This is a genomic window from Halobacillus ihumii (genome assembly GCF_902726645.1).
Lineage (GTDB): Bacteria > Bacillota > Bacilli > Bacillales > Halobacillaceae > Halobacillus_A > Halobacillus_A ihumii.
Map to the genome: position 1 here is coordinate 1,619,725 of NZ_CACVAO010000001.1, position 25,021 is coordinate 1,644,745.

The 25,021-nt window shown below is 41.6% G+C and carries 22 protein-coding genes; 8 read left to right on the forward strand and 14 right to left on the reverse strand.

Annotated features, from left to right (window positions below; translation table 11 throughout):
• Positions 1 to 3 precede the first annotated feature (3 nt).
• Positions 4 to 828: an undecaprenyl-diphosphate phosphatase gene (locus tag G6R08_RS08195; RefSeq protein ID WP_163527533.1), complete on the reverse strand. Its 825-nt coding sequence runs from the start codon at positions 826 to 828 to the stop codon at positions 4 to 6.
• A 393-nt stretch (positions 829 to 1,221) separates the two neighbouring features.
• Positions 1,222 to 1,557 carry a hypothetical protein gene (locus G6R08_RS08200; protein WP_163527534.1) on the reverse strand — a complete coding sequence of 112 codons (336 nt, stop codon included), beginning with the start codon at positions 1,555 to 1,557 and terminating at the stop codon, positions 1,222 to 1,224.
• Between the two features lie 194 nt (positions 1,558 to 1,751).
• Here G6R08_RS08200 and G6R08_RS08205 point away from each other — a divergent pair, with 194 nt between their 5' ends.
• Positions 1,752 to 3,407, forward strand: coding sequence for a glycoside hydrolase family 13 protein (locus tag G6R08_RS08205; protein WP_163527535.1), 1,656 nt, complete (start codon positions 1,752 to 1,754; stop codon positions 3,405 to 3,407).
• Positions 3,408 to 3,409: 2 nt separating this feature from the next.
• Here the strand turns inward: G6R08_RS08205 and G6R08_RS08210 are convergent, their stop codons facing one another.
• Positions 3,410 to 3,784 (reverse strand): hypothetical protein, encoded by a 375-nt coding sequence (locus G6R08_RS08210; protein ID WP_163527536.1) that lies wholly within the window; start codon positions 3,782 to 3,784, stop codon positions 3,410 to 3,412.
• A 62-nt stretch (positions 3,785 to 3,846) separates the two neighbouring features.
• The gene (locus G6R08_RS08215; protein ID WP_163527537.1) at positions 3,847 to 4,293 is read right to left on the reverse strand and encodes an OsmC family protein; all 447 of its coding nucleotides are present in this window, start codon (positions 4,291 to 4,293) and stop codon (positions 3,847 to 3,849) included.
• Between the two features lie 139 nt (positions 4,294 to 4,432).
• Between G6R08_RS08215 and G6R08_RS08220 the strand changes: the two genes are divergently transcribed.
• Positions 4,433 to 5,353 carry a hypothetical protein gene (locus G6R08_RS08220; RefSeq protein WP_163527538.1) on the forward strand — a complete coding sequence of 307 codons (921 nt, stop codon included), beginning with the start codon at positions 4,433 to 4,435 and terminating at the stop codon, positions 5,351 to 5,353.
• 232 nt (positions 5,354 to 5,585) lie between these two features.
• Here G6R08_RS08220 and G6R08_RS08225 read toward each other — a convergent pair whose 3' ends face one another.
• The 3 genes from G6R08_RS08225 to pepT all read right to left on the reverse strand — a co-directional run bounded on the left by G6R08_RS08225 (position 5,586) and on the right by pepT (position 8,138).
• A complete protein-coding gene (locus tag G6R08_RS08225; protein ID WP_079528499.1) occupies positions 5,586 to 5,777 on the reverse strand; it encodes an SE1561 family protein in 192 nt (63 codons plus the stop codon).
• A gap of 67 nt (positions 5,778 to 5,844) precedes the next feature.
• Complete coding sequence (locus G6R08_RS08230; protein ID WP_163527539.1) at positions 5,845 to 6,639, reverse strand: TerC family protein; 795 nt, start codon at positions 6,637 to 6,639, stop codon at positions 5,845 to 5,847.
• Between the two features lie 266 nt (positions 6,640 to 6,905).
• Positions 6,906 to 8,138 (reverse strand): peptidase T, encoded by a 1,233-nt coding sequence (gene pepT, locus G6R08_RS08235; RefSeq protein ID WP_163531207.1) that lies wholly within the window; start codon positions 8,136 to 8,138, stop codon positions 6,906 to 6,908.
• A 207-nt stretch (positions 8,139 to 8,345) separates the two neighbouring features.
• On the opposite strand from pepT, the gene G6R08_RS08240 reads away from it, so the two are divergent.
• Positions 8,346 to 9,413: an AI-2E family transporter gene (locus G6R08_RS08240; protein ID WP_163527540.1), complete on the forward strand. Its 1,068-nt coding sequence runs from the start codon at positions 8,346 to 8,348 to the stop codon at positions 9,411 to 9,413.
• 49 nt (positions 9,414 to 9,462) lie between these two features.
• On the opposite strand, the gene G6R08_RS08245 is transcribed toward G6R08_RS08240, so the two are convergent.
• The gene (locus G6R08_RS08245) at positions 9,463 to 10,320 is read right to left on the reverse strand and encodes a GNAT family N-acetyltransferase (protein WP_240339668.1); all 858 of its coding nucleotides are present in this window, start codon (positions 10,318 to 10,320) and stop codon (positions 9,463 to 9,465) included.
• A gap of 499 nt (positions 10,321 to 10,819) precedes the next feature.
• Between G6R08_RS08245 and G6R08_RS08250 the strand changes: the two genes are divergently transcribed.
• On the forward strand, positions 10,820 to 10,999 hold the full coding sequence (locus G6R08_RS08250; RefSeq protein WP_163527541.1) for an SE1832 family protein: 180 nt from the start codon (positions 10,820 to 10,822) through the stop codon (positions 10,997 to 10,999).
• 53 nt (positions 11,000 to 11,052) lie between these two features.
• Here G6R08_RS08250 and G6R08_RS08255 read toward each other — a convergent pair whose 3' ends face one another.
• Positions 11,053 to 12,903: a cation:proton antiporter gene (locus tag G6R08_RS08255; RefSeq protein WP_163527542.1), complete on the reverse strand. Its 1,851-nt coding sequence runs from the start codon at positions 12,901 to 12,903 to the stop codon at positions 11,053 to 11,055.
• 273 nt (positions 12,904 to 13,176) lie between these two features.
• Between G6R08_RS08255 and brnQ the strand changes: the two genes are divergently transcribed.
• Complete coding sequence (brnQ, locus tag G6R08_RS08260; protein ID WP_163527543.1) at positions 13,177 to 14,496, forward strand: branched-chain amino acid transport system II carrier protein; 1,320 nt, start codon at positions 13,177 to 13,179, stop codon at positions 14,494 to 14,496.
• A gap of 107 nt (positions 14,497 to 14,603) precedes the next feature.
• Here the strand turns inward: brnQ and G6R08_RS08265 are convergent, their stop codons facing one another.
• Complete coding sequence (locus G6R08_RS08265; RefSeq protein WP_163527544.1) at positions 14,604 to 15,542, reverse strand: NADP-dependent oxidoreductase; 939 nt, start codon at positions 15,540 to 15,542, stop codon at positions 14,604 to 14,606.
• A 106-nt stretch (positions 15,543 to 15,648) separates the two neighbouring features.
• Between G6R08_RS08265 and recQ the strand changes: the two genes are divergently transcribed.
• The 3 genes from recQ to kynB all read left to right on the forward strand — a co-directional run bounded on the left by recQ (position 15,649) and on the right by kynB (position 19,787).
• The gene (gene recQ, locus G6R08_RS08270; RefSeq protein ID WP_163527545.1) at positions 15,649 to 17,799 is read left to right on the forward strand and encodes a DNA helicase RecQ; all 2,151 of its coding nucleotides are present in this window, start codon (positions 15,649 to 15,651) and stop codon (positions 17,797 to 17,799) included.
• Between the two features lie 80 nt (positions 17,800 to 17,879).
• Positions 17,880 to 19,154 carry a kynureninase gene (gene kynU, locus G6R08_RS08275; protein WP_163527546.1) on the forward strand — a complete coding sequence of 425 codons (1,275 nt, stop codon included), beginning with the start codon at positions 17,880 to 17,882 and terminating at the stop codon, positions 19,152 to 19,154.
• Between the two features lie 12 nt (positions 19,155 to 19,166).
• Positions 19,167 to 19,787: an arylformamidase gene (gene kynB, locus G6R08_RS08280; protein WP_163527547.1), complete on the forward strand. Its 621-nt coding sequence runs from the start codon at positions 19,167 to 19,169 to the stop codon at positions 19,785 to 19,787.
• 42 nt (positions 19,788 to 19,829) lie between these two features.
• Here kynB and G6R08_RS08285 read toward each other — a convergent pair whose 3' ends face one another.
• From G6R08_RS08285 to G6R08_RS08300, 4 genes are all read right to left on the reverse strand, one after another.
• Complete coding sequence (locus G6R08_RS08285; protein WP_163527548.1) at positions 19,830 to 21,359, reverse strand: BCCT family transporter; 1,530 nt, start codon at positions 21,357 to 21,359, stop codon at positions 19,830 to 19,832.
• 141 nt (positions 21,360 to 21,500) lie between these two features.
• The gene (locus G6R08_RS08290; RefSeq protein ID WP_079528528.1) at positions 21,501 to 21,680 is read right to left on the reverse strand and encodes a hypothetical protein; all 180 of its coding nucleotides are present in this window, start codon (positions 21,678 to 21,680) and stop codon (positions 21,501 to 21,503) included.
• 357 nt (positions 21,681 to 22,037) lie between these two features.
• The gene (locus tag G6R08_RS08295; protein ID WP_163527549.1) at positions 22,038 to 23,285 is read right to left on the reverse strand and encodes an aminopeptidase; all 1,248 of its coding nucleotides are present in this window, start codon (positions 23,283 to 23,285) and stop codon (positions 22,038 to 22,040) included.
• A gap of 115 nt (positions 23,286 to 23,400) precedes the next feature.
• Positions 23,401 to 24,963, reverse strand: a complete 1,563-nt coding sequence (locus tag G6R08_RS08300) for a mechanosensitive ion channel (protein ID WP_163527550.1) — start codon at positions 24,961 to 24,963, stop codon at positions 23,401 to 23,403.
• Positions 24,964 to 25,021 lie beyond the last annotated feature (58 nt).

Below are 25,021 nucleotides of genomic sequence, written 5' to 3' on the forward strand. Positions count from 1 at the left end.
CCATTAAAAATAAATCACATAAACAGCAAGAGCCAGAACGATTCGATAAATGGCAAAAGGCATGAGTTTCACTCTTCCAATAATTTTCAAGAAAAAGCGAATGCACACGTAGGCAAATAAGAACGCACTGATAAATCCCGCAGTAAAGAAAGGAAGTACATCCAGTGTAAAGTACTTCCAATTACTTAACAGCGAAAGAAAGCTTGCTCCTGCCATAATGGGCACGGCCATAATAAAGGTGAAATCAGCCGCAGCCCGGTAATTCAGGCCAAGCAATACACCTCCAGAGATCGTAGAGCCCGATCTTGAAAAACCAGGCCAAAGTGAAAAGCACTGAATCAGGCCAATTATCAACGCTTGTTTATGGGTGATCTGATCAAGAGTACGCTTGTGCTGATAATTTGTACTGTATAAGTCGGCTGCTATCATCAGACAAGCACCGACTACAAGACCAATTAATACGGTTGAAGTCGAGAACAAATGCTCATCTATATAATCTTCAAACAACAGACCGAGTACAACTGCAGGCAATAATCCAACTAAGATGTGGGTTAATTTTAAGTGAGGACGGCGGTGGACCTTAATGTGTTTCCCCATCCCAAGCAAATCAATAAACCGATCTTTAAAGATGATCACTACTGCTAGTATTGAGCCAAGCTGAATGACAACTTTAAATGTATTGGCAACAGGTTCGGTTAAAAATTGCTCTGATTTCAGCCATAAATCATCAACGATAATCATATGTCCTGTCGAAGATACTGGCGCGAATTCAGTCAGTCCTTCAACCAGCCCTAAAATAATTGCTTTTAGTAATTCTATAAATTCCATTAGCTATCTCCCCTGCTAGTAATCTGTGAAATCATGCGTAACTATAGTACGTGCTCACCACTTCACTTATTCCATCTACGTGACGAGGCTGGAAGAGGGAAATAACCCCTACTTCCAGAGCCCGCCCCAGGAGAAATTCGGAAAGTATGCTGCCCAATCTGTCCCTGTCATTCCGCCAGCTAACACAATAGTACCGAAAAACAACAGCAGTACAATAACCGACATAACCTAATATTCGAACCGTTCTTTCTTACCTGATTTAATTTTAGATGTCATATACAAATCTCCTTTAGTCTGGCTTCAAGTCAAAATAAGCTTCCTCTTTCTCGAAAGCTTGGTCACAATTATTTAATGTGTGAATAAAAGTGGTTTGTGAAAGAATTTGTATATGACTTATACGAGATAATTAGATTGATATTTCATTACATCGATACCCCTTATTGAATCTGATATGTACAGCCTTTTAAAGCTGAATTTATCCGGGATCGACATTTGCTTGGGGGCTGGGTTAACAACTAAAGCGGGCAAGAGAGCTCTGCTTTTACAGATCGGTACCACGGTTGACTGTGTGGACGGGATTGCTTTCATTTCAGTATCTACATAGGCCATCAATTCCACTGGTTCATCCGCAGATTGTGCTGCATAGCTCTCAAGTTCAGCAGCTGGCTGCAGCCAGACCATAAAAAGCAGTATAATAAACCCTAACCCTGCCAGCAAACCTTTTCTCACATTAACCCCTCCCCTCTTCCAGTGCATTTCAAGTCTTATTATACCAAGTGATTTAGATAATAAAAATAACCTTATTTTCATTATCTGAATCAGTACTTGAATGACATTATTTCTGTTGTCAAACCCCACAAAATCATATAAGATATGACATAGTTTAGGAAAACGTTTGCACAAGTTGCACAGGAGGCAAAGTAATGGAAAAAACTTGGTGGAAAGAGGCAGTTGGATATCAAGTATATCCGAGAAGCTTTCAAGATTCAGACGGAGATGGAATTGGTGACTTGCAAGGCATCATCAGTCGGCTTGATTACCTTGAAAATCTAGGAATAGACTTTATTTGGATTTGTCCTATGTACAAATCGCCCAAAGATGACAACGGGTATGATATATCCGATTACAAAGACATCCTTGATGAGTTTGGAACAATGGCTGACTTTGACGAACTATTAGATGAAGTTCACAAGCGAGGAATGAAGCTGATCATTGATCTTGTCTTAAATCACACAAGTGATGAGCACCCATGGTTTATTGAATCTCGTTCTTCTTTGGATCACCCTAAGCGGGATTGGTATATTTGGCGGGACGGCCAGGGGGATAAAGAGCCCAACAATTGGGAGAGCATTTTTGAAGGGTCGGCATGGGAATATGATGAAGAGACCAATCAATATTACTTGCATTTGTTCTCAACGAAACAGCCTGATTTGAACTGGGAAAACCCTGAGGTCCGTGAAGAACTCTATAATACTGTAAACTGGTGGCTGGAAAAAGGTATTGATGGTTTTCGAATTGATGCCATTAGCCATATTAAAAAGCAGCCAGGTCTGCCTGATATGCCTAATCCTGACAACAAACGATATGTGTCCTCTTTTGATAAACATATGAATCAGGAAGGCATCCAAACATTCTTGCAAGAGTTTAAAGATCGCACGTATAGGAATTATGACGTTATGACTGTTGGCGAAGCGAATGGTGTAAGTATAGAAGACGCCCATCTTTGGGTAGGCGCACAAGGGAAAATGGATATGGTATTTCAATTTGAGCATCTCGATCTTTGGGATTATGAGGCCGAGCAGCAGCTTGATGTCGTGGGACTTAAACAAGTACTAACCCGCTGGCAGAAAGGACTCGAAAATGACGGCTGGAACGCGTTATTTACTGAAAATCATGACAAGGCACGATCTGTTTCTACATGGGGAAATGACCAAGAATACTGGCGTGAGAGCGCAACATCTATAGCTACGATGTATTTCCTCATGCAAGGAACTCCATTTATTTATCAAGGTCAAGAAATAGGGATGACAAATGTCGCGTATGAATCCATTGAAGAATATGATGACGTCGCGGCCAAGAACCTTTATAAAAATAAACGTGATGATGGCTGGTCACATGAAGAAATTATGCCCATCCTCTGGAACACCTCCCGCGACAACAGCCGAACACCTATGCAATGGACAGCTGGTGATCAGGCTGGCTTCACTACGGGTAAGCCGTGGATGAAGATTAATCCTAATTTTGAAAGGATCAATGTCGCTCATCAAGAACAGGATGAACAGTCTGTCCTTACTCATTACAAACAGTTGATCCGATTGAAAAAAGACCATGACCTGTTCACTTATGGCACCTATAACCTGCTGGACCCTGATGACCCTCAAGTGTATGCCTACACACGGACATATGAAGGTCAGACGGCCCTTATCATTGCGAATTTAACAGGGAAAGAAGCCCAGTTTGAAAGTGACTACACTTTAACGAGAGATGCTTTACTTCTCACCAACCAACTGGAAGCTCACGATCATCACACAAAAGAATTACATCTGGCTCCGTATGAAGCACACGTTTATTTATTTTAACTTTAAGAGGCTGGGCTGTCTTGTCCATTCCTCTTCTTTTTCATTCTAATTGCACAAAACAACATGAAACCAATACTTGTTAGAATTGAAAACACGAATAATACAAGGAAAGGAACTGGTCCTGCATTAAATAGGAGCAACAGACCTGAACCATATACGATACCAGCTAAACCCGCCATCGGCAGAACCGGCTTAATCCTTGCTTTGATCAATAAATCGACAATAGCGCAGCCTATCCATGTTACGAAAAATCCATACACCATCTGTGTTAGAAAAATTTCAGTCCAAACATCTCCGTCAGTCTTTAAATAGGAAGCGCCGAACAAAGCAAGAAAGTAATACATGTATGTAATGATAAAACCTAACGTGAAATTCATATCCTGAATATCCTTTCAAATAAAGCCTTTGTCACTTCACGACAAAGGCTTTCCTTACGATCTTATTCAATACCGAGATCTGCTTCCATTTCAAGCTCCACATTTCCTTGAATTGCTCTAGAAATCATACAGCTTTTCTCCGCTTTATCAACCAGTCTTTTTAAACTGGTTAATTGTTTCTCAGTTGCCTCTGTCTTCAAGATAACTCTTGGTCTGTGAATGATCTTCTTATACGTAAAAACACCGTCCGTCACATCGACAATCCCTTCAGATTCCATGTCCATCTCCTTTAATGGAAGATGAGCCCGCTCGATCATGGCCGCTAAACTAATAATGTAACAAGTAGCTGCTGCTCCTAACAGCATTTCATCAGGGTTCGTGCCAACATCCGGTCCGTCCATTTCTTTTGGAATAGAAATTTTTGTTTTTAATTTATCAGCCTCAATCGACCCGACTTCATTACGGCCGCCTGGCCAGTCTGCTTTAAGATGAAAGTGGTGAAATGCCATCGTTTTTGCTCCTTTTCAAATCATTCTATATTTTTATTGTAAACGAGTATGTATTCATCAATGAAATCATTTGCTTATTTTTGAAAAAGGATTTCTGTCCATTTATAGCGAAACTAAGCAATAGAAAGGGGCTGATTGAATGCAGAAATTATCAGAACATGGTTATAAACGTGCAGCAAACTGGATCATGAAGCATGGGAGAGAGCTGGAAAAGGCGAGAATGAAACAATTGATGAAGGGCGGCCATGCACAAGACATAGTCACAGCTCTAACTGCATTTCAAAATGAAGATGGCGGGTTTGGAAATGGCTTGGAGGCTGACATCAGGCTGCCGCATTCCTCACCGATCGCTACGTCTGTAGCTATGCAATTGTTAGTACAACTCGATGACAATCCGCAAGCTAATCAAATGATCCAATCAGCGCTTGGTTATTTGGAAAATCAGTTTGATACCAAGAGACAGGGATGGTATGCTGTGCCGCCAGAAGTTAATCAATACCCGCATGCCTTCTGGTGGACTGTTCATGAGGACGGTATGTCATGGATTGATCATCACTGGGGGAATCCAAGCGCGGAAATCATCGGCTACCTGCTTCGTTACCGTAATACCGTAACAGGACTTGATGTAGATCAACTGGTCAAACAGTGCATGGACTATTTTATGAAATTAACTGTATTTGAGTCTGAGCATGAAATCTACTGTTATCAGCGTCTTTTTCAGTTACACCCTGACTTGCTGACGCCAGAGGCATCTGATCAATTACATAAAGCTGTTCAATCCCTCGTCGTTTTAGGTCAGGAAAAGTGGCAGGATTATGTGCCTTCCCCTTTGAAATTTGTACCCGGACCAAATCATTCACGGTTAGGAATACCGACTATAGAAATCACTAAAAACCTGCAGTTTGTGATGGAACAATTAGAAAATCACCCATTTATCGAGCCTCCATGGGAATGGAATGATTACATGGATAGCTGGGAGCAAGCGAAGCAAGACTGGCGTGGTGTCCTTACCTATGAAGCTCTTCAATGGCTGATCAACTATGAAAAAGCCGTGACCTGAACTTGGTCACGACTTTTCCATTTTAACGAACTCATATATACTTCCGTTCGTAGGCTGCTGAAAGGATTTCACAACTACAAAGCCTGCTCGCTCATAAACTTTAATCGCCCTTTGGTTAAAAACAGCAACAGCCAATGTGATTTTCAAAGGGGCATAATTTTGATAAACAAACTGCAGCCCCTTTTTTCTGCCTCATCTTGTGTGATGGGCTCAAATTGTATTGTCATAGACTCTACTCCTTTTCCCAATCCTTCTTAAAACGCTGCATTTTCAACTGAAGTTGTTCAATCATATCCAGAACCCGTAAGAAATCTTCATGCTCCACCTGTTCAGGGTCCATCGTTTCAACGACTTGGTGCAGCATTTGAATACGGTTTTTCACATATCTGAATTGCTCAGATTGAGTCTCGGCAGCCTTCCCCATGATTTTCCCCCCTAAAATATGTAGGTATAAAATGGGAGCCTTTTGAAAAAAGACTCCCTTATATTTATTAACCGGTTTGATCTTGCTTTTCTGGTTCTTTTTTCTTACCTGATAAAAACCATCCTCCAACCGCAATCAATACGAGGACAGAGTAGAAGAAAAGCTTCCATGTTGTTGAATGGGCAAAATGCTCATCCAACACTTGAATACTAGGGTGGGCTAGTGTGGAGACAGCCAGTTTCACCCCTACCCAGCCGACTATAATAAAGGCAGCCACCTCAAGGCCTGGTCGGGATTTAAGGAGTTTCACGAAATAGTTAGCCGCGAAACGCATAATAATGATTCCGATCATACCGCCGGTCAAGATAACAGCAAACTGTCCGCCATCCAGGCTCCCAACTGGTGGTAACGGCGTTTCCGGCAATGCTACGGCCAGCGCAACAGCAGCTAAAATGGAATCGACAGCGAAGGCCAAATCAGCCAGTTCAACTTTTAAAACAGTCATCCAGAAGCCTTTTCCTTTACCCTCTGTATCTACCTCTACTTCATCAGGATCTGGTTCATTCCTGCCTTTATCTTTCCATTTATCATACAAGTGTTTACCAGATATAAACAGCAAGTAGGCGGCCCCAAGCGCCTGGACTTGCCAGACATCAACGAGAAACGAAATGACAAATAACGAACCAAAGCGTAGAAGAAAGGCACCTAATAACCCGTAAAATAATGCCTTTTTCCTTTTTTCTGGTGGCAAGTGTTTTACCATAATAGCTAGAACTAGAGCGTTATCAGCAGCTAGAATACCTTCTAACCCAACAAGAACAAGTAATACCCAGCCATATTCAATCAGTAATTGAGCATCCATATTTTGATTTACTCTCCTTTTTTTATAAAAAAATGATCCCACCACAAAGGTAAGGATCATAAAAAAAACAGACCTCTACCTCTGTGGGTAAAGGTCTCGCTAACAACGTTCGTTGCCAGTAAAGCCGGGGATATATTCCCGAAATGACGACTTTACTTTGCAGCTACTCCCCTTTTAGGGAAACTTATTCTAATATCATCATAGCAGGATTGCATCAATTGTCAACAGATATATGTCCTGTCTATTGAACATTCACAGCCTAATGCCTAATTTCGCGTTCCCTCAGAAAAAAGGCGGCAAATTTCTACAATCACTTGAGTGGACTTCACCATATTATCTAATGAAACGTACTCATATTTACCATGAAAATTTTCACCGCCAGTAAACAGGTTCGGCGTAGGCAGCCCCATGTAGGAAAGCTGTGAACCGTCAGTGCCCCCTCTAATCGGCTGGACAATCGGTTCAATAGAAAGATTTGTCATCGCCTGGTGCGCCACATCCACAATCTCTTTTTTGGGTTCAATTTTATCGCCCATATTATAATATTGATCATGAACCTTTAAATTGACACGATGCTCTCCATATTTGTCACTGATTTGTGCAGCAATCGAATCCAGTTTTTGCTTCTTCGCTTCAAATTTTTGTTTATTAAAATCCCGAACTAAATAGTATAACTGAGCTTTCTCAACATCTCCCTCAAAAGAAACAAGGTGATAAAAGCCTTCATATTCAGCGGTAAACTCAGGGGCGTCTTGCTTCGGGAGCTGTTCAACAAACTCCATCGCAAGCTTCGAAGCATTCACCATTTTGCCTTTTGCCGTCCCTGGATGAACACTGTTGCCATAAAAAGTGATCCTCGCATCAGCTGCGTTAAAACTTTCATACTGCAGTTCACCTAATGGCCCGCCGTCTACGGTATACGCAAACTCTGCACCAAATCGTTTTACATCAAATAAATGAGGTCCTCTTCCAATTTCCTCGTCAGGAGTAAAAGCAACCCGTATCTTACCATGTTTCACTTCAGGATGATTGATAAGATACTGCATCGCTGTCATTATCTCCGCCACACCAGCTTTGTTGTCCGCACCTAGCAAAGTAGTACCATCTGTCGTCACTAAAGTATGTCCTTTGTATGTAAGAAGTTCTTCAAAATCTACAGGGGATAGCACTACTTCCTCATTTAACTGAATATCACCGCCATCATAATTCTCAACGATTTGAGGGCGGACGTCTTTCCCAGTAAAATCTCTTGCTGTATCTACATGCGCTAAAAAACCAATAACAGGGAGGTCTTTGTCAACGTTAGCAGGAAGTGTAGCCATTACATACCCATTTTCATCGATGGTGACCTCATCCATTCCAATCTCCTTGAGTTCCTCTACCAATTGATTAGCAAGCACTAGCTGCCCCTCCGTAGAAGGACACTGCTCATTGGATTCATTTGATTGTGTGTCGATCTTCACGTAACTTGTAAACCGCTTCAACAATTGCTCCTTCATCATTTTCACCCTCATCAATATAATTGGATTCGTTTTATCTTCTCTACCATATAATCCTCTGGACATATTTTCAATGCTATAGGAATAGTGATAACCTTATAGCATATTTATTTTCCCTCGTGAACACTTTCCAGTTTTAAGCAGGAATTTCATAATCGAGGAAGAATTACTTATAGACAGTCATTTCATACATAAAGGTGTGTCTTCATGATCCATAAACGATGGTTTCAAACTTTGATCGCAGGTATTCTAGCTTCATTATTTATTTTACTCATACATGAGATTCAATTTTTCTTTGCCCCTATATTCACTTATTTAGCAGCGATAGCCATTCCGTTCATCGGCGGAGGAATCTTATTTTATATTTCAAGACCCGTAATGCTTTTCCTCGAAAAGTACAAAGTACCAAGATTACTTGCTATTTTATCCGTCTTTTTGCTTTTTATTTTCATTGGATACTTAATCACCCGCTTTATCGCCCCTATCGCTCAGGAGCAATTTTCAAAGTTAATTGAAACTTTTCCTACTATGGTGGAGATGGTTAGTGATACCATCAATTACTGGCAGCAGAATCAGGCTATCATCCCAGATCAGTTCAATAGTGCGATTAACAATGTGATCCAAAATCTAGAATCCTACTTGAAACAAGCATCTACGATCATGATTGATGTGGTCAGTCAGTTTATCGGCTTTGTTTTTGCACTGATCTTAGTCCCGTTGTTTTTGTTCTTTATGTTGAAAGATGGTGACAAGCTTGTTCCTTTTTTACGCCAATTCATGAATGATCGAATTGGCAAGAGCTTCGAAAAACTGGCAAAATCTATGGATCATACCCTGAACTCGTTCATTATCGGACAGCTTACGGTCAGTGTGTTCGTCGGAATGATTCTGCTTGTCGGCTACTTAGTGATTGGACTACATTATTCTTTAACCTTGGCACTATTCGCCATGATGATGAACGTCATCCCTTTCGTTGGACCTTTCTTAGCGGTGATCCCTGCTATTCTGGTCGCTCTATTTCAAAACCCGATTTTGGTTTTGTACGTGGCCATCATCATGGTCGTTGCTCAGCAAATTGAAGGAAACCTTGTCTCTCCTAACGTGATGGGGAAAGCTCTTAATATCCATCCGTTAACGGTCATTACAGTCATCCTTGCTGCAGGCAGTCTGGCAGGCTTCCTCGGTCTTTTGTTTGCCATACCAACCTATGCACTGGTAAAAACAATAATTACCCATTTCTATCATGAATGGCTGGAAAATAGAGCAGAGCATTAAAAGATCCCCGCGCGTATAAATCTGTAAGTTTTATACGCGCGGGGATGGCTTATGATGAGGGTGCAAAATGATATACGAGCGATTGGCCAATAAGATTGTAGCCAATTTTTTTATAAATGGTATTCGAGGTCGCGTTAGCCAAGTCAGTGTATAAAGCACAGAACTCATATCCTTCCGCTAACAATGTTTTGGTTAGAGAAGCGACAGCCTGAGTGGCATAACCTTTGCGTTTATATTCATCAGGGGTGAAAACAGCATTCACTGTGGCTCCATTAGGGGTAGTCCTAGCCCGGCAAACCATCGATACGATGGTGCCATTCACCTGCCAAAAGTGCATTCTTTGATCAGAGATCATATCGCCTGCTAGTTGAGCAGCTCGTTCCTTATGAAAACTCTCCCCTGTTTCATATCCATACTTTGTAAGCCATTTTACTAACAGAGGGTAATCCTTTTGCTCCGCTACGATTAGCTCCCCATCGTTTTTTAAAACAGGTTTGAGGTGATCTAATCGATAAATGCCCTGCTTCATATGCAGAACCCCTGATTGACCGCTGCATTGCTCCCACGCCTCCACAAACCATCGCACCGCATCAGACTCTCCAAGTACGCCCGGCACTTCATATTCATTCTCATAAAGGAAATAGGCTAAATGAGTCAAACTCTCTTGATTAATGGTTGATATAGCTGGCAAAATCCACAAATGCGGTGGAGTTCGAAGTGTTATGTAAACAGGCTCTTCACCTTTGTAAATGGTGAGCATAGAGGCAGAAGAACCCTTTTCCGATCCATGCTTCCAACGCTCGATAATGCCGAGAGGAAGGTTATTCTCAGCTTCTTTCTGTAACAATAATGGTTCAGCCTGCCGGGCAAAACCAGCTGCGTCTGCAGTTTCTTCAATTCTCATCATGACAATTCCCCCTTTAATATCCCTTCTAGTCTGTTTTCTAAAGATAGTCGTTATGACGTAAGAAGCAAAAACTATGACTTAACATACCTGCTTCGGAAATACACTACTTAGTATGGCGGTTGATTGAAGCGTAGGGCAGTTGACTCCTGCGGAAAGCAACAGAAGAAGTTCGACTAAGTTCGGCACGTCCTGTTCCAGCGTCGAGCGAGGCCAGGATAGCAAAACTTCTCAAGTAAAAAGACGAACGAGGTGCTATTTAGCGGAGAAAATATACGTAGACTCCTGCGGGAGGAAAGGCCTAGGTGAGACCCGTAGTGCGCCAGCACAAGGAGGCTCAACAGCCGCCCGCGGAAAACAACTGCCCGAAGTGGAAATCAACCTTGCTGCTGTAACGAAGTTTTTACCAAATCCAAGGATTAACGGAATTAATCTTTAGAAAATTTACACTATTATACCCTCTTGACACAACATCTACAATAGTAAATAAAGGGGTGATCGTATGACGAGGAAAGAAATTGAGGATGAAATCGCTGCTCTCAAGTCTGATTATATACGGATACAAGGTGATCTGGATAAGCTTGAAGCAGCTGGAGCTAACGTGCGGAACGCTGAATTACAGCTGGCACGTATGGAGGATCAGTTAAAGGAACTGAAACAAAAATTAGCTGAAGCGAAATAACATACAAAAAAGCGGCATGCGATCAGACCGCACGCCGCTTTTCCTGCTTTTGGTTACTTTTCCTTTTCTTTTCGCTGCTTTTCTAACTTCTCTTGAATCTTTTCGAATTCTTTTTTCGGAGGAGTCAAGGAAACTACGATATCTCCTTGTTCTACTCTCGTTTCAACTTCTTCACTAAAGAATTCCACTTTCTTACTTGGCTTTTTAACGAAGATTTGAATAGCTTGATCATCAATATTATTTAAATAATCCCTATACGTGTATTGCTCCGTAATATTTGTTCTTCTAAACACATATCCATGTTCAACCATTTGGTTCAGTTCTTCCCAAGAAGCTCCGACATTGGAGAGCACACGGCCGCCGATCGTATGAACGAGGCCTTCAAGTTTGTCGCCTTCACGATTACTTAAACTTAACTGAAATAAGTTATTGCGGCCAAATTCAGGTACGAACGTCGTACACACTAAGGCGTTATACGAATCAAATTCAGTAGCTGCAAGCATGTACTCATAAGGTGTCATATCCACTTTATATTCCGTCTGTTCTGATAAAATTTCGCCGTGATAGGATTTCACACCCTCTGCGCGTGCTGATGACAGTCTCTCCCATGAAGAATCACTTATAACGACAGGAACTTTTACATCTTGTAATGCTTTAGCAAGCTTCGTGGTGAATTTACTACCGCCAACAAGCAGCACACCAGGCGGTCCTTCCATGGAGAGGCCGAGTTTTTTCGATAACCACCCAATCGAAAAGCCATGGGCAATTACAGTCGTAAATACGAGTGCAAAGGTAAGGGATGTTAAGATTGAGGCATCCTCAAAGCCTGCATCCAATAACACACTTGCAAAGTAACCAGATACGGTTAAAGCAACAATTCCTCGAGGTGCGATCCACCCAACCAGTATCTTCTCAGACCTGGACAGGTCTGTCCCCCATGTGGAAAGAAAAATCGATAACGGACGGACGATAAACAACATCAAGAGAACAAATCCAATGATCTCGATATTAAAAATCTGCATCAATGTTTCACGTGTTAGAGAAGCCGTTAAAAGTACAAAGATGGTGGAGGTTAGCACAAGTGAAATACTTTCCTTAAAATGCCGCATGTCTGCTATCGATGATATATGCATATTGGCAAGCGTCATCCCCATTGCTGTAACGGATAACAGTCCTGTTTCGTGTGTCACTTCATCAGCTATCGTAAAACACGCTATTACCACCATGAGGACGACAGGAGATTTTAAATATTCTGGAACATAGCCGGTTTCAAACATCCAGCCTACTCCTTTACCGCAAGCATACCCGAGCATTACCGCGAAAATGGCGGCCAGGAAGAACGATAACAAAGCCGTTGGAGATTGATTCGTTCCTACAATAAATTCTGTTATTTCAAAGGCAAAAACAGCAAGCAGTGCCCCAATCGGATCGACGATAATTCCTTCCCATTTTAAAATCTTTGCCGGCCTGGGCTTCAGTTTAGACTGCCTTAATAAAGGCAAGATAACCGTCGGTCCTGTCACAATAAATAAAGCTGCAATCACGAAGGCAACTGCCCATGATAAACCAGCCATGTAGTGTGCGGCCAGTAACCCAAGTATCCAGCTGATAAAGGCACCGAATGTTACTACACGGAATACTGGCCTGCCCAGTCCTCTTACTTCTTTAAAATCTAAGTTGAGACTGCCCTCAAATAAGATCACTGCAACGGCGAGTGAAATAATAGGGCTATATAATTCACCAAAGTCCTGTTCAGGATTCATTAGCCCTAGAACAGGCCCTGCGAGTAAACCAACAATTGACATAACAACAATGGCCGGCAATCGAAAACGCCATGAGACCCATTGGGAACCAATTCCAAGTGCGCCAACTAACATGACTTCAAATAACAGTGAATCGATCATATATAATAACTCCTTATCTTCAAAAGGATATGTATCGAGACTTATTTTATATGGCTACCATACATCTGTAAACTACTTTGAATCAAAAAGAAATGATGATAAATATGAAAACGCTGCCTTTACCGATAAATTAACATAAAAAAACATTGACATAATTTTTTGACATTGATAATATTACTGCGGTGATAAATACTGATAAAAGAAGATTGATGCTTCTCCATGAGAAGCTCTTTTTACGTTAGATAGGATGACATCATAGAGGAGGAAAACGTCATGAAACAAAAAGATATCCTGTTTATTGGCTTTACACTTTTCGCTTTATTTTTTGGAGCCGGAAACTTAATTTACCCCGTTTCACTTGGTATCGAATCTGGTACCTCTTACTTACCAGCTATAATTGGATTTACATTAACTGGAGTAGGAATACCTATCATAACCGTTGTTGCTATTTCACTTGTAAGAGGAGGGGCTATACAACTTGCAGGCCGAGTCCACCCTCTATTTGGAATTATATTCATTTCTGTTGTTTATTTAACGATCGGGCCGCTTTTCGCAATTCCAAGAGCAACGAGTGTAGCTTTTGAATCTGGACTAGCTCCATGGCTTGGTGAGTCCTCTACATTGGGATTGTTTTTATTTACCGCTATTTTTCTTGGACTAGTCTTTTTCGTAAGTTTAAATCCTTCCAAACTTGTGGATCGAATTGGTCAGATGTTAACACCTGCTTTATTTATATCTATTATTGGATTAGTCGTAGGTGCCTTCTTTTTGTTAGATGGGGAGATTCAGCCGCCTGGCGAAAAATATAGTTCACAGCCGTTTTTTACTGGTTTTGTAGAGGGATACCTGACTATGGACGCCATAGCTGCGTTGGCTTTTGGAATCATCACAGTTACCACTTTTCGTGAACGGGGAATATCTGACAGCAAGATGCTCACACTTCGCACCTTCCAGGCTGGAAGCGTTGCAGCCATCGGCTTAACTAGTGTGTATGTATCCATAGGCTGGATCGGTGCAAAAATGGCTACAGAAGGGACATATGAGAACGGTAGTGCGATTCTCGCAGGAGCTGCCAACATCATGTACGGAAACATAGGCACCCTTCTCTTCGGAATCATTGTAGCGCTGGCATGTTTTACAACTTGTGTTGGATTAGTAGTTGCCTGTGGTCAGTTTTTCAGCAGCCGATTCAAAGGTCTAACTTATAAAGGTGTCGCCTTAGTGGTAACCATTATCAGTCTGGCTATTGCAAACATGGGATTGAATCAAATCGTTGCCTATTCTGTTCCTGTGCTGGTTTTTGTTTACCCGATTACTATCGTTTTGATTATTCTTACCTTTACAGGAGGAATCATTCACCATTCGCCCTATGTGTACAGAGGAGCCATTCTGTTCACAAGTGTCATAAGTTTATACGATGGGCTCGTAGCTGCTGGATTTCCACTTAAGTCTGTAACCCCCTATATTCAGGCCCTGCCGTTTTCAGAAATAAATTTGAGCTGGATTCTGCCAGCGTTTGTCGGGGCCATTATTGGGGCTATTATTCACTGGATTGTCACTACGACAACATCCAAGGTTGTCACAAACAAATAATAAGTCAGGGCAGTTCTCAACAGCATAGTGAGAACTGCCCTGTTTATCTTACTGATCCCTTCGGCTATAAAAAGCCTCAGGTCCTTAAAAATGACCTGAGGCGATTTTTATGATGTAATAGAAATAACAATTTTACCTTTAGCGTGATGCGTTTCACTCAGCTCGTGGGCTTCCTTCAACCCCGCTTCATCAAAGTCAAATTGATGGCCAATGACGGGCCGTATTTTTCCTTCTACCATTAGGTCTGCTAGCCCGCTCAATTTGTCTCCATCTGGCTCAAGCCACACGAACCCGGCTTTTACTCCATAATTACTGGCTGTGTCCTCATTCGGTGGTTGTACGATGGATGGCATGCGGCCGCCTTCTTTCAACACTTCATAGCTCTTCTCTTGTATTTCTCCGCCCATTGTATCGAGGACAATATCAACGTCACTAAGGACTTCAGAAAAATCCTCATCCTTATAATTAATAAATCGATCTACACCAAGTTTCTCTACCCACTCCTGGTTCTTTCCACTAGCCGTAGCCGAAACAGTAGCTCCAAATGCTTTCGCAATTTGAATAGCAAAATGTCCTACACCGCCGGAACCAGCGTGAATGAGAACATGATCACCTTCCGCTACGTCGGAAAAGTCAACGAGACATTGCCAAGCCGTTAAACCTGCAAGCGGAACGGCTGCCGCTTCCTCAAAGGAAATCGATTCTGGAAGATGGGATAGTAAATATTCATCAACTGCGACATACTCGGCATACGTACCGTTTCTCGTTGTTTCAGGACGTGCAAACACACGGTCGCCGACGTTAAAGTTCTGCACAGCACTTCCTGTTTTTTTAATAACACCAGCTGCATCCCAACCTAATATAATGGGAAAGTCAAAATCTAATTTTTCCTTTAAATATCCTTCTCTTAATTTCCAATCGATCGGATTGATTGATGTGGCGTGAAGTTCAACCAAAACTTGATCTTGCTTTATTTCTGGTTCAGGTACATCTTTTTCTAACAGCTGATCCTTCCCGCCATACTTCTCTATTACAATCGCCTTCATTCCATTACCCTCCGTTCATAAATCATTTTGTATCTGATTTTTTCCCGTTTCAACTAAATCAAAACATGATACGATAGACAAAGAATTTGCAAAGGATGATCTTAATATGATCGAACAGGCTAGAAAATATCTACAAGAATATTATGGATTCACCTCGTTTCGCCCTGGCCAGGAAGAAGCCATCCAGCGTGTATTGACTCATCAAAACACACTGGCTGTCATGCCGACTGGCGGAGGAAAATCGCTGTGTTATCAAATTCCCGGTCTTACTTTAGAGGGAACGGCTATCATTATTTCACCACTCATATCGCTTATGAAAGACCAAGTTGACGCCCTAACCTCTTATGGTATTGCGGCTACCTATATAAACAGTTCGCTATCCTTCGAAGAACAGCGAAGCCGTATTTCTGATATGCAGCAGGGGCGCTATCAGTTTGTCTATGTTGCTCCGGAACGATTCGATTCTCAGTCATTTTTTTCAACGATTAAAAGAATTAAATTATCACTAATCGCTTTTGATGAAGCACATTGTATCTCACAATGGGGCCATGACTTCAGACCAAGCTATCGTTCAATTGTACAAACTCTTTATCAAATTCCTAACCTTCCCGTTATTATGGGATTAACAGCAACAGCTACACAAGAAGTGATACAGGATATAAAGCAGCTTATCGACGTCACAGATGACTCAGTCGTTAACACCGGGTTTGCACGAAGCAATTTATCTTTTCGACTCGTTAAAGGACGCGACAAGCGTGACTTTATTCTTGAGTACCTGGAACAACGGCCACATGATTCAGGAATCATCTATACCGCCACTAGAAAAGATGCCGATCACCTGCAAAATTTCCTGGCTAAGAAAGGTTTTTCTATCGGGAAATATCATGCAGGGATGACTGAGAACCAACGTAAGCAAGTACAAAGTGATTTTGTTCAAGATGAAACAACTACGATTGTAGCCACCAATGCCTTTGGTATGGGGATTGACAAATCAAACGTTCGATACGTGATTCATTACTCGATGCCGATGAATATTGAATCCTATTACCAGGAAGCTGGACGTGCCGGACGTGACGGGGAGCCAGGTGATTGTGTACTGCTATTCTCCGGCCAGGATATCCACTTACAACGCTTTCTTATCGACCAATCAATGATGGGTGATGACAAGAAAAAGGATGAATACCAGAAGCTGCAGTCAATGGTCAACTATTGCCACACCCATGTGTGTCTCCAACAGTATATATTAGACTATTTTGCTGATCCTCATCCTCATGAGCCTTGTGGAAAGTGTTCCAACTGTTTATACGAAGGCGAAGAACAGGATATGACTCGAGAAGCTCAAATGGTGCTATCGTGTGTGAAACGGATGGGAGAACGGTTTGGAGCAGGTTTAACAGCCAAAGTCCTGCGTGGGTCCTCTGATCAAAAGGTGTTACAATTTAAGTTTCATAAGCTGTCCACGTATGGAATTCTATCCCGGTATACGGAGAGAGGACTTACACAGTTTATTAACTTTTTAACAGCCGAAGGTTTATTAAGTCCAGGAGAAGGAAGATATCCGACCTTACAACTCACTTCAGAGTCCGTTTCTGTTCTTAAAGGGGAAAGACCCGTAAAAATGTTAGTCGAAACTACTACTTCTGATCAGGATATCAACTATGATGTAGAAAAGTTTGAAGCTCTGCGCATTCTGCGAAAAGAGCTGGCAGATGAAGCCAACTTGCCGCCGTATGTAATCTTTTCAGATGCTACGATTAAAGAATTGACTATCTACCTTCCTATAAATAAAAGGGAAATGTTAAAAATTAAAGGGGTTGGAGAGCAGAAGTTCGAACAATATGGGGAGCTTTTTCTAGAAAAGATTCGTCCCTGGGCTGAAGAAACAGAATCACGGCCTAAACATCGGGCTACCGAATCTCTAAGGCCATCCATGCAGAAAAAGGATCCGACTGACCCAAGGGCGAGCTATGAAATTACGTATGACATGTGGACAGGTGAGGAGAAAACCATCGATGACATTGCTGGAGAACGAGGTATGAGTGCGCAGACCATAGAGAATCACCTTTTCCGTTCGGCAGGAGAAGGCAAAACGATCAATTGGGAGCTTTGGTTCAATGATGAACAAGAAGAGAACGTCCTCATGGCTTACAGCAAAGTGGATGAGAAAAAGCTAAAACCCTTAAAAGATGCCCTGCCTGAAGAATTCACATACCGATTAATAAAAGCAGTCCTTATTAAACACGGTTATATGAAATAATCAAAAGGAGCTGTCTATCATGACAGTTCTTTTGTTATGGTAGTAGAAAGAGTTTTTTTAAAAGAAGGGTGGAATTGTTTATGGAAAGGCTTACAAAGGATCTGGCTGCTAATCTAGACCATCACGATTCGTTACAATCATTCAAGACTGAATTTTATTTACCTAAAAATACATTCTATATGGATGGAAATTCTCTCGGCCTCCTTTCTAAGAGAGCTGAACAAGCTTTACTAACTTCTCTTCAGGATTGGAAGCAGTTTGGCATCAATGGATGGACAGAGGGGAAACAGCCCTGGTTTTACCTGTCCGAAAAACTCGGAGCTATGACAGCTCCATTGCTTGGGGCTAAACCTGAGGAAGTCATTAATACAGGTTCTATCACGACTAACATTCATCAACTGTTGGCAACGTTTTATAAACCATCAGGAAAGAAGACTAAAATTTTGGCGGATGCACTAAACTTTCCTTCTGACATTTATGCCTTAAAAAGTCAGCTTGAGCTGCATGGATATGATCCAGAGGAACATTTGGTACAGGTAGAGAGTTCGGATGGACGAACATTATCTGAAGATCGGATCATTAATGCTATGACAGAGGATATGGCTCTAATTCTTCTGCCATCGGTTCTTTATCGAAGCGGCCAGCTGCTCGACATCCCTATGATCACGAAAGCTGCTCATGAGCGTGGAATCACCATTGGATTCGACTTAGCCCACTCCATAGGCGCCCTTCCCCATCAGCTCCATGACTGGGGAATCGATTTCGCTGTCTGGTGTACATATAAATACTTGAATAGCGGCCCAGGAGGAGTTGGCGGCCTGTTTGTACATGAGAAACACCTTGGAAAGAAACCAGGGCTGGCCGGCTGGTTTAGTTCCAATAAAGATAAACAGTTTGATATGGATCATAACCTCACTCAGGCTGAAAGCGCGGGAGCTTTTCAAATCGGAACACCACATATTTTAAGCTCTGCTCCTCTCGTAGGTTCACTGGAAATTTTCCAGGAAGCAGGAATAGAACGGATTCGTGAAAAATCCTTAAAACAAACTCGTTTTTTAATAAATTTTATTAAAGAAGAGTTGAGCGAATTTGGGTTTACGATTGCTAACCCGGAGGAAGATGAACGAAGAGGCGGACATGTCAGCATAATTCATGAAGAAGCAGCTAGTATTTGCAAAGCATTAAAAGCCAAGCAAATCATTCCTGATTTCAGGGCGCCTAATGTGATCCGTCTGGCACCCATCGCCCTTTATACTTCCTATTCTGACCTTTATCAAGTTATGATGACGCTAAAGTACCTTGTACAAAGTGGAAAATATAAACAATTCAAAAATGAGCGCGACACTATTGCTTAGGGAGGAAATTTAATGAAACTAATTGACATTTCAATGACACTCAATGATTCAACACCGCCTTGGCCAGGAGATGAGCCTTTCCGATACGAACTAACCGCATCCATGGAAGAAACAGGAGCTGTTAATGTCGGAAGTCACAAGGGGAGCAATCATATCGGCACACATGTCGATGCCCCTTTCCATTATGATTCTAATGGACTGAAAATGGCTGAGATTCCTGTCGAACGTTTTATGGGAGAAGCTCTTGTTCTTAATATGGAGGGGAAAGAGACGATCACGAAAGAGGATTTAGAAGCGTTTGAATTTGAAGGGGTCAGTAAGGTGCTTTTCCGGTCAACCAGCTGGAAAGACCGCACCAAATTTCCAGAGAGTTATACTGTGATTGGTGAAGATGTCGGTCCTTTTTTAAAAGAACAAGGCATTGAATTGATAGGTGTCGACACCCCATCTGTCGACGCTGAAACAAGTAAGAACCTACCCGCTCACCATTCCCTTTATGACAACGATGTGTTTATCTTAGAAAGTATTGTGCTTGATCATGTTGCCCCAGGCCGATACGAACTTATGGCATTTCCGCTTAAAATGGACCAGGCTGATGGCAGTCCTGTCCGTGCGGTTTTGCGGCAAATATAATAAAAGAGCTCTTGCGCCAATATACGCGCAAGAGCTCTTTTATTATTTCTTTATATTTTGTTCAATAGCCATTTGTTTGGCAACGCGCGGCGCCAGCCAAATCATTGGCAATAATAACAGAGATACAGGGACTGCTGTAACAACAATAAAGTTCTGCAACTGTGTAATTCCACTATCTCCTGTAATTAGAAGGATCGCTGCAATAGCCCCCATAATTACAGACCAGAAAACACGAAGCCATACTTTCGGGTTCCCTTCACCCGTGACAGCCATCGCAATCGTATATGCCATTGAATCACTTGTCGTTACGACAAACAAAATCGTTAGTAGTAAGAACAAAGGAGAAATAATGGCTGCCCATGGAAGTTGCTCAGTAATAGCAAACATTGCTGCGGGTTTGCCTGCCGCATTCAATGCCTCAGAGACTGATCCCGGATTTTGCAGTTCAAAAAATATACCCGATCCGCCAAGAATCGTAAACCAGAAAGTAGAGATGACTGGTGCAAAAATGGAAATGGCTACGATAATTTCACGAATCGTACGGCCTCGGGAGATACGGCTTACCAGAATGGCCATCATAGGACCATAGCCAATAAACCATCCCCAGAAAAATACGGTCCATAGCGATAACCAATCCGAATCACCACGGAATGTGCTCATTGGTATGAACTGATCTATATAGACCCCAAATGACGAAACGAAATGATCAATGATAAATCCTCCTGGACCAAAAATCACAATAAAAATCATCAGACCTAGTGCAAGGCGAACATTAAAGCTGCTTAAAAACTGAATCCCTTTATACAGACCCGTTACAGCTGATATTGTCGAAATTAAAACCACGGCAATGATAATTAAAACTTGAGTCCCAAATTCGTTAGGGATGCCAAATATTTCTTGAAGCCCATAACTTGCTTGCAATCCAAGAAAGCCAATTGGACCGATCGTTCCCGCTGCCACAGCAATGATAGAAAAAGCATCGACAAGTGTTCCGAACCAATTGTGGCGGATGTTTTCTCCAAAAATAGGGTAAAGAAGCGTTCTTGGCTTCATTGGCATACCTTTGTGATAATGACCATACATCATCACGACTGCACTAATCGTTCCTAATATCGCCCAAGCTAAAAATCCCCAATGCATAAAGCTTTGCGCCAGTGCTGGATTTATAGCGGCTTTTGTTCCAGCCTCAATTCCTGATTGTGACAGATATGGAGGAACCGTAAGAAAATGATAAAGAGGCTCTGCAGCGGCCCAAAACACACCTCCTCCGGCTAATAAAGTAGCCATAATAATCGATAACCACTTGTATAAACTTATTTCGGGTTTGTCGATTCCGCCCATTTTAATTTTTCCATATTTAGAAAATGCCAGCCAGATACCAACAAAGAAAGTGGCTAGCATCAATAGCTGCCAGAATGCTCCAAAGTAAGTAACTGACCAGGCAAAGGTTCTACTGACAAAGGTTTCAATCCATGTAATATTAATAAGTGCTAAAATAACAAAGAGCAGTAAAGCACCGCCGCTAATTATAAAAACGGGCCAGTCTACTCTTCCGGTTTGTTTATCATTCATACAGAACTCCTTTATTCATTAATCTTGTTTTTTTGCGCACATTGCAACACTCTACCACCTATTATTGTATTATGTAAAGAAAAGTCTGCTTTCACCCAAAAAAAGACTGCAGTTTTCACTTCACTGCAGTCTTTTTCATTCTTATTTATCCTTTTCTTCATCTAACACATGATCTTTGTCACGATGGCGCTTTTGGCAATCTTTACACATCGTTATTTTGGCTTCTTGTTTTGTTCGTAACATCTTACCACAGCTGCTGCACTTGCCAAGCGTATTTGGGTTTGACTGAAATCCAGGAAGTTCACTTTCGATATCAACCATGAAAAAGCCTCCTTTTATTCTCTGTACGTGTGTTATACCCTACTTTTTATTTTTTCAATCCCCCTATTCATCATTATATGGGAATTATAAGGATTCATGAAAAAGCCGCTGGACACCGCTTCTTCACTTTCCTCAGTCTCCTCGCACTTATTTTTTGAAATAAAAACTATTCGCGGTTATATTCAAATTATCGCTGATATATTTTAATTATCGCGGTAATATAAGATTTTTCGCAGATAAACATCCTTGTCCATATCATCACTGCCTTTATCCCTGGAAAAACATTAGACTTTCTCGACAGACTTAAAAAGACGCTGATTTCAGCGTCTTTTCTCAGGAAGGCTATTTCATAGTAATTTACTCAAAAGAGATGGCCCAGCTTCCCTTCCTCATCACTGGTTCCGTAGTTCCGTCTTCAAGGACACCATCAATGTCCAATTCATCTGAACCCATCATGAAATCCACATGACTTAAGCTGTGGTTAACACCACTTTGATCAAGTTGTTCTTCACTCATGTCAGATCCGCCTTCAACGTTGTTCGGATAAGCTTTCCCTAATGCCAAATGGCAGGAGGCATTTTCATCATACAGCGTATTATAGAAGATTAAACCGGATTGAGAAATCGGTGATTCATGCGGGACAAGAGCGAGTTCCCCAAGTCTGGTGGAGCCTTCATCAGTATCCAGCAAATGCTGCAGCGTTTCTTCTCCTTCTTCTGCTTTAAAATCTACTACTTTACCATCTTTAAAAGTGAGTGTGAAATTATCGATCACATTGCCTCCATAATTAAGAGGTTTTGTACTTGAAACTTGACCGTTTACTCCGTATTTATGCGGTGCAGTAAACACCTCTTCTGTTGGCATATTGGGATTGAAAGGTACGTTACTTTCAACGGTTTGGGAAGCTCCACCCTTCCAGATATGGTTGTTTGGCAGTTCCACTTCAAGATCAGTCCCAGGAGCCTTGTAAATAAGTTTGCTATATTTTTTCTTGTTGAGGAATTGCTTTGCTTTGATCAACGTCTGGTTATGATCTTCCCAGGCAGCCACAGGGTCTTCCCTGTCAACTCTCACAATACTGAATATCTGCTCCCACAATTTTTCTACAGCTTTTTCTTCAGACTCACCTGGGAATATCTTTTGCGCCCAGGCCGGGATAGGGATGCTGACGATTGACCACTGAATACGATCATTCATTGTAAAATCTCTGAATTTCGTCATCGCTTCGGATCGAGCTTTAGTTGCAGCTGCTACCTTTCCAGCATCAATTCCTTTTAACAGATCTGGATCTGTAGACCTGATGGAAAGGATAGCTGCCCCTTTTTCCCCGAAGTAACTAAACATGTCCCTTTGCCAGTCAGGCACTTCCTTTAACGTTTCCACATCGGCATACTCATAACGAAGGCGTGTAAGTTCGTCATCCGCCCAGACAATATGCACATCTTCAGCGCCCATTTCATAGGCTTTTCTAGCTACAATTCTAGTAAATGGTGCACCTTCTACTGTTGAATTAATCATGAGCTTCTGGTCTTTCTGTAAGTTCACCCCTGTACGCAGGGCAAGCTCTGCATACTTTTCTAATTGTTCTTGACTAGGTAATAACATCGGTTTTCCTCCCCTTGGTTGTTATGTATCCGTATACATTATTTCACAATTCCTATCCTCATACAAAAAAGAAGACCCAACCACAGGAATGCCTGTGATTGGATCATATTAAAGATTAAAAGTGATCATTTGAATAGTCATCATTTGGGGAGTCTTGTTGTTGAGAGTGGTCCACTTTTACTTTACTAAGTTTCCTGTCCATTTTATCTAAATATTTGGAAGCGTGCTCGCGTCCTCCTAAACCAAAGGATAAGCCAAATGCTAAAGCGACTCCTCCCAGAATCAGGATAAAGGCTGCATTAATAATAGAATCTGCAATCCCCAGCTGATCAAGGGCCATAAAGAAGGCGAAAACAATAATCGCATACTTGGCGATCAGGTTTAGTACGTGGGGAGAGCCTGATGAATTTCGAAGCAGACCTCCTAATAACTTGGCCGTCAAATTCGCTAACCATAATCCGAAGCCAAGAATAAGGATCGCTGCTAGTACAGAAGGTAAATAGGCAGCTACGCCTGTAGCTAGATCAACCATAAATTCAAGGTTGAGTATTTGCATTGCTTCCACAACGAATAAGAAAACAATTAAAATCTGAACAATATAACCAACAAACTCAGAAAGGGATGGCACTTGATCATTATCATCCAGGCGCCCAAGCCCCATTCGGTTCATTAATCCGTTAAATCCAACGCGATTCAGAATGGAAACGACAATATCTTTCAACACTTTACCGATCATTATACCTGCCAAGATGAATACAATCGCTGTTGCAATTTCAGGCAGCATTGTCAGAATATCATTTAACATACTAATTGCTGGTTCAGATATGCCTCTAATATCAAGAGTTTCAAGGGCTGAAATGGTTACTGGTATCATAATTAAGACAAACGCAATGGTTCCAATTACATCAGAAACCGTTGTTCCTTGAAATACACGGTTCAATTTGAGCTTCTCCGTCAGTTTTTCAGTACCAATACTCTTCAGGAAATTACTTAGGATATTACTGACTAGACGAGCAATCACCCATCCGATCAGAACGATTAATGCCGCAGCAAAAAGCTTAGGTATAAATGATAGAATACTATTTAACATGCCAGCGAACGGTTCGCTGATACCTTCCATGTCTAGAGCACCAAGTACTGCTGGTAAAAAGATAAGCAAGATTAAATAAAAGACGACTTGACCAGCTGTATCAATTGCTTTGTTTCCTGCTTCTTCATGATCAACAGCTTTTGTTTTAACTAGCATTTTGTTCGCATTTACTTTGCGTCCGCCAGATTCAATTAACCTCTTCACTACAGTAGCTACCAACCAGGCAACTAATAAAATGATACCTGCTTTGATTATATTAGGAATAGCACCTGTAATGGATGAGAGCATAGAGACGAGTGGTTCCGCCAGCAGATTTAAGCTAAGAATGTTGAAGAACCATACAAAAGCAAAGATCATAATGATCCAGAACGCAATTTTACTTATGATCGTTTCACTTGAGCTATTTGCACTTCTCTTTTCTCCCTCACCAAAAAGCTTATCATCCCATTTTGTTTTCTGGAGACCCTTTCTAACTGCTCCTTCAACAGCCTTAGCGATGATATAGCCAAGAAGCAATACCACCAAAGCAAGAATCAATTCAGGTAATTTACTAGTCATATTCATAAATTCCTCTTGCATTGAGCTCATGTTCACTCACCTTCCTCTGTAAACATTATTTTTACTTCACAGAACCATTCCCCTTTAT